This window comes from Paenibacillus profundus (assembly GCF_021369635.1).
Classification (GTDB): domain Bacteria; phylum Bacillota; class Bacilli; order Paenibacillales; family Paenibacillaceae; genus Paenibacillus_B; species Paenibacillus_B profundus.
Genome location: NZ_JAJNBZ010000049.1, coordinates 21,899 through 27,898 on the forward strand (window position 1 = coordinate 21,899; position 6,000 = coordinate 27,898).

General features: G+C 51.2%; 5 protein-coding genes and 2 pseudogenes. 4 read left to right on the forward strand and 3 right to left on the reverse strand.

What is annotated here, in order from left to right; all coding sequences use genetic code 11:
- Positions 1 to 78 precede the first annotated feature (78 nt).
- On the reverse strand, positions 79 to 420 hold the full coding sequence (locus LQV63_RS29190) for a hypothetical protein (protein ID WP_019418950.1): 342 nt from the start codon (positions 418 to 420) through the stop codon (positions 79 to 81).
- Between the two features lie 253 nt (positions 421 to 673).
- Between LQV63_RS29190 and LQV63_RS29195 the strand changes: the two genes are divergently transcribed.
- From LQV63_RS29195 to LQV63_RS29210, 3 genes and pseudogenes are all read left to right on the forward strand, one after another.
- The gene (locus LQV63_RS29195) at positions 674 to 3,571 is read left to right on the forward strand and encodes a hypothetical protein (RefSeq protein WP_233699341.1); all 2,898 of its coding nucleotides are present in this window, start codon (positions 674 to 676) and stop codon (positions 3,569 to 3,571) included.
- 308 nt (positions 3,572 to 3,879) lie between these two features.
- Positions 3,880 to 4,497, forward strand: a pseudogene (locus LQV63_RS32375) (transposase); the annotation flags it as partial.
- A 147-nt stretch (positions 4,498 to 4,644) separates the two neighbouring features.
- A pseudogene (locus tag LQV63_RS29210) lies at positions 4,645 to 4,749 on the forward strand (IS3 family transposase); the annotation flags it as partial.
- 63 nt (positions 4,750 to 4,812) lie between these two features.
- Here the strand turns inward: LQV63_RS29210 and LQV63_RS29215 are convergent.
- The gene (locus LQV63_RS29215; protein ID WP_233699345.1) at positions 4,813 to 5,025 is read right to left on the reverse strand and encodes a hypothetical protein; all 213 of its coding nucleotides are present in this window, start codon (positions 5,023 to 5,025) and stop codon (positions 4,813 to 4,815) included.
- A gap of 98 nt (positions 5,026 to 5,123) precedes the next feature.
- Between LQV63_RS29215 and LQV63_RS32245 the strand changes: the two genes are divergently transcribed.
- A complete protein-coding gene (locus tag LQV63_RS32245) occupies positions 5,124 to 5,237 on the forward strand; it encodes a helix-turn-helix domain-containing protein (RefSeq protein WP_407672988.1) in 114 nt (37 codons plus the stop codon).
- A 370-nt stretch (positions 5,238 to 5,607) separates the two neighbouring features.
- On the opposite strand, the gene LQV63_RS29220 is transcribed toward LQV63_RS32245, so the two are convergent.
- Positions 5,608 to 5,931 (reverse strand): rhomboid family intramembrane serine protease, encoded by a 324-nt coding sequence (locus LQV63_RS29220; protein WP_233699346.1) that lies wholly within the window; start codon positions 5,929 to 5,931, stop codon positions 5,608 to 5,610.
- Between the last annotated feature and the right edge of the window lie 69 nt (positions 5,932 to 6,000).

The window sequence follows — 6,000 nt, forward strand, 5'->3', positions numbered from 1 at the left end:
GATGCGCTGCTGCAAAGCGTAAAAAAGGCTATGATGAGATATTCATCATAGCCTTTGACCTGGTCGGGTCATGAGAGTTTATTTAATTTGTAATTCTAAAGTAGATGGATTTTTGCTGTTTCTGGAAACTTTAATACCTGAGCCGCCCGTTTTTTGAATAATCTCGAAAATAACCTTTCCCTCCACACTCGATACGTCTACTCTATAGACTTTTTGTGCTCCAGGCTCTAGGGTATCGATAAGTGTAAGCTGGTCATCTACATATATGGGTAATGATTCTTTTGTTGACGAATCTTTATCGTATACATTCATTTCGAATTGACGACTATATTTTTCGTTATTGTTTTTAACTTTCACATAAAGGTTCTCGTTATCTTTCTTCGTAGGAATCGTACAGCGTGAGACATTTGTTCGTGACATACAATCCCCCTCAATCTTTCTCTTTTTTGAGAGAATTAATAGTATCAAGAATAACTTTACGATTACCGTTTTCTCCTTGCAACAACCCATTCAGTGTATTGGTTAGGTTGGAGATTAGGGTATCTATCCTGTTTGAATTGTTGTTTCCCTTTAAGGCTTCCAACATAGTAATTGCATACATTGTCATAGCGATATATGCACCAGAATTATCGGTGTAGTTGATGATGGTATTGTTCCCGTTTGTAAAGCTATTGTGCCCAGAGTCAGCTTTTGCATCAGCGTCGGAATCGGCGTCAGCGTCAGCATCGGCATCCGCATCAGCGTCGGCATCCGCATCAGCGTCGGCATCCGCATCAGCGTCCGCATCTGCATCGGCGTCAGCGTCAGCGTCGGCATCCGCATCGGCATCCGCATCAGCGTCGGCATCGGCGTCGGCATCGGCGTCAGCATCCGCGTCAGCGTCGGCATCGGCGTCGGCATCGGCGTCAGATTCAGCTTTCGCGTCGGCGTCGGCATCGGCGTCGGCATCGGCGTCAGCATCCGCGTCAGCGTCGGCATCCGCATCTGCATCTGCATCGGCGTCGGCGTCGGCGTCAGATTCAGCTTTCGCGTCGGCATCCGCATCGGCATCCGCATCGGCGTCGGCATCAGCGTCAGATTCAGCTTTCGCGTCTGCATCGGCATCGGCATCCGCATCGGCGTCAGCGTCGGCATCAGCATCCGCATCTGCATCCGCATCAGCATCCGCATCGGCGTCAGATTCAGCTTTCGCGTCGGCATCGGCATCTGCATCGGCGTCAGCATCCGCATCAGCATCGGCATCGGCATCGGCGTCAGCGTCGGCATCGGCATCAGCGTCCGCATCCGCATCCGCATCGGCGTCGGCATCAGCGTCAGATTCAGCTTTCGCGTCGGCATCGGCGTCGGCGTCGGCATCGGCGTCAGCATCGGCGTCAGATTCAGCTTTCGCGTCAGCATCAGCATCCGCATCAGCATCTGCATCGGCATCTGCATCGGCATCTGCATCGGCGTCAGATTCAGCTTTCGCGTCAGCATCCGCATCCGCATCAGCGTCGGCATCCGCATCGGCGTCAGATTCAGCTTTCGCGTCAGCATCCGCATCCGCATCTGCATCGGCATCTGCATCTGCATCTGCATCCGCATCCGCATCGGCGTCAGATTCAGCTTTCGCGTCAGCATCTGCATCCGCATCCGCATCAGCGTCGGCATCCGCATCAGCGTCGGCATCGGCATCAGATTCAGCTTTCGCGTCAGCATCCGCATCCGCATCTGCATCTGCATCGGCATCCGCATCCGCATCCGCATCAGCGTCGGCATCAGCGTCAGCATCCGCATCAGCGTCGGCATCCGCATCAGCGTCGGCATCAGCGTCGGCATCCGCATCGGCGTCCGCATCCGCATCAGCGTCGGCATCCGCATCGGCGTCCGCATCCGCATCGGCGTCGGCATCCGCATCAGCGTCGGCATCCGCATCGGCGTCGGCATCCGCATCAGCGTCGGCATCCGCATCTGCTTTCGCATCAGCATCTGCATCGGCATCTGCATCCGCATCGGCGTCCGCATCTGCATCAGCATCAGCGTCGGCATCCGCATCCGCATCTGCATCCGCATCGGCGTCGGCATCGGCGTCGGCATCTGCATCAGCTTTCGCATCCGCATCCGCATCGGCGTCCGCATCCGCATCGGCATCCGCATCCGCATCAGCATCAGCGTCGGCATCGGCATCGGCATCTGCATCGGCATCGGCATCGGCATCTGCATCAGCATCCGCATCGGCATCCGCATCCGCATCGGCGTCCGCATCGGCATCGGCATCTGCATCGGCATCGGCATCTGCATCGGCATCCGCATCCGCATCGGCATCCGCATCCGCATCGGCGTCCGCATCCGCATCGGCGTCCGCATCGGCATCGGCGTCCGCATCGGCATCGGCGTCCGCATCTGCATCAGCATCAGCGTCGGCATCGGCATCGGCATCCGCATCTGCATCGGCATCGGCGTCGGCATCGGCGTCTGCATCGGCATCGGCATCGGCATCCGCATCGGCATCCGCATCAGCGTCTGCATCCGCATCGGCATCAGCGTCTGCATCGGCATCGGCATCAGCATCCGCATCCGCATCGGCGTCCGCATCGGCATCTGCATCCGCATCAGCGTCGGCGTCTGCATCGGCATCGGCATCGGCATCAGCATCTGCATCTGCATCGGCATCGGCATCGGCATCGGCGTCGGCATCGGCGTCGGCATCAGCATCCGCATCAGCTTTCGCATCAGCATCGGCGTCCGCATCAGATTCAGCGTCGGCGTCTGCATCGGCATCGGCATCCGCATCAGCTTTCGCATCTGCATCTGCATCTGCATCGGCATCTGCATCTGCATCCGCATCCGCATCGGCATCAGCATCGGCGTCGGCATCAGCTTTCGCATCAGCATCGGCGTCGGCGTCGGCATCAGCTTTCGCGTCCGCATCGGCATCGGCATCTGCATCTGCATCCGCATCAGCATCTGCATCCGCATCAGCATCTGCATCCGCATCGGCATCGGCATCGGCGTCTGCATCAGCATCGGCGTCCGCATCGGCATCCGCATCAGCATCAGCTTTCGCATCAGCATCGGCGTCGGCATCAGATTCAGCGTCGGCGTCTGCATCAGCATCTGCTTTCGCATCAGCATCGGCGTCGGCGTCTGCATCAGCGTCGGCATCGGCATCAGCATCCGCATCAGCATCAGCATCGGCGTCGGCGTCTGCATCAGCATCCGCATCAGCATCTGCTTTCGCATCAGCATCGGCGTCGGCGTCTGCATCAGCTTTCGCGTCGGCATCTGCATCCGCATCAGCATTCGCATCAGCATCGGCATCCGCATCAGCATCGGCATCCGCATCAGCATCGGCGTCTGCATCGGCATCCGCATCAGCATCGGCATCAGCATCGGCGTCAGCTTTCGCATCGGCATCGGCATCGGCATCGGCGTCTGCATCCGCATCAGCGTCTGCATCCGCATCAGCTTTCGCATCGGCATCGGCTATCGCTTTTGCATTGGCATCAGCATCAGCTTTCGCATTGGTATTCGCATCAGCGTCCGCATCGGCATCCCCTTCTGCGTCTGCTCTTATATCGTTATCAAATGATATATCCTTATTCAATTCACTTCTATCCTCTTTTCTACCCAAAATATTCTCCTCCTCTCTACTACAAGATTATTATATTAAGCGATGACTCTGCTTGTTCAGGGCGAAGTCATCAAAGTATAGCTGATTATGTTGCACGATGGTGTAGCCAGATTGACGAACTCGCACGAATGAAATTCGTGTATCGTAATTAGTGGTGAACCAAGGTTTTGATAATAGTTTGTGTACCAAGAATTGGAGCCTAGTAAGGCACAAAAAAAATTGGGTATCCTCTGAATTACGAGATCACCGAGAGAGGTCTCTACTCGATAACTACTTTATCCGGAAACGCGATATCCAATCTATGTAAAAAATGTTGCATAGCAGTTTGTGAAATATTGCCTGGAGTCCTTCATGAAAGTTGTAATCAAGCAATTTATGGAGAGCAAACAGGAAGAGCAGCGTACAGCCGCAACGGATACCGTGGCCTGCACACCAAATACGGCTATATCAAGAAGTTCGAAGTTCCGCATGACCGTAACGGTCAGTTCCAAACACAAGGATTCGAGCCCTACCAAGCGTCACGGATGGCTGGAGGGAGCCGTCATCCAGATGTATAAAAGCGGCATGGGAACCCTCGATGGCGCCCGATTTATCGAGAGCATGTTTGGCAGCCACTACTCCCCCACCATCGTCAGTATCACCGCTACCGTGTTTGAAGTTTTTAAGAACCGGCAGTACGTCCTATGCAGAAACGGTATACCATCATTTACCTGGACGGTCTGTACGCGAAGATCTAACGCAGCACGGTAAGCGGTGAGTTGATTTACTTTGCCATGGGTATCGACGAGGAAGGACACCGCCAGATTCTCTGCTACTACGTTGGCGCTCAGGAGGGCGCCTATGGCTGCTGGCGCGAGGTGCTCAAGGACCACTATAGCCGCGGAGGAAAAGTTAAAACGAGGGCAAGATTCAAGCTCCTAGAAGCGGAAAATAATCTCCTAAAAAAGATCTACGCACTACAGAGGCAGGCTAAACTGGTCAAACATTGACACCATCAGAGCGTTTCGAGCTAATCAACCGAACGATCCGAAAACATGATAAACGAGTACATCCAGCACTACAACTCAGAAAGATACCTGTGGACATTAAATAAGATGACTCCTGATGAAATCAGGAGCCACCTCTTCACTACGTAGGTATTTAATTCGGTCGTCTACGTTTGGGGTCGAAGTTCACAGGATCAAGGAACATTTTATTTATCAATCTAAATCATCATCCGTATCATCATCCGTATCATCGTCAGTATTTTCGTCAGTATCATTGCGATTTTGCTTCTTAGCCAAAGCTTCTTCGTCACGTTTTTGCTTCTTCTCTAAAGCTTCTTCGTCACGTTTTTGCTTCTTCTCTAAAGCTTCTTCATCACGTTTTTGCTTCTTCTCCAAGTCATCGTCGTTGTTATATTCATTATCCATAGAAATATCACTCCTTTCCATTTAATCTGCCATCATTATATGTAGAACAAATAAAATAAGACCAGGAATGTGTAAATTCAGTTGTGGCATGATGCACGATTAGCCAGACCCGTTCGGAAAAATATCAGAGCGTAGAACGTGCACGAATGATTCTGCATTATGCGGAGGGGCTCAGTATACCGAAAATTGCCGAGGTTTTGAACAGAACGTGAATTCGGTGTTATCTGATGGGGATGCCTGCATTGACTGTACTAAATTGCTTTATTCATCTTTCAAGGAATATTTCATCGATAGACTCCAACTTTTACGTTTGTGCATTTTATAGTGAAGAAAGAAGAAGGAATCTTGAGGTTGGAGATAAAATGTCTGCTTTACTGATAAGTAAAGACGGTATGGAGGCCAAACAATATTGGGAGATAAGGAACGGCTCGTTTGTGGTCATTGATTTAGAAACGAAGAAAAGCAAAGATGGCAAAAAATAATGGTATTTAGATGGAAAGGCAAACATTCTAAGAAGCAATTCTTCGCAGAATATATCGATACCGCCCCAAAAGCGAGTGTTGGAGACACTCACTTTTTTCTTTATCGTTTACGGTTCCAATTCTCTTCAATCTTTTCTTTGTTTAACGCGATCATACTAAATATCGCTCCCCCAAGAAAACCACCGACGTGCCCACTTATGCTTATTCCTGAAATCGTAAATGTCGTTCTCCAAGCGATTAAAGTCCACACAAGAACAACTATTTTCAAACGCTTACTCATGACATTCTTGACGAAAACGAAAATATAGATAAATATGGCCATCATTCCAAAACCAATCCCTGATGCACCCACAACCCCCTCAGCAGAATCAAATATATAAACAATAACTGAGGTTGATAAAATAGAAGTTATGATAAACAGCACATATCTTACTTTTCGGTAGCGTCAAGAATTTTGTGTAAATGAAAATAACCTTCTCTTGTAGAAGACTGC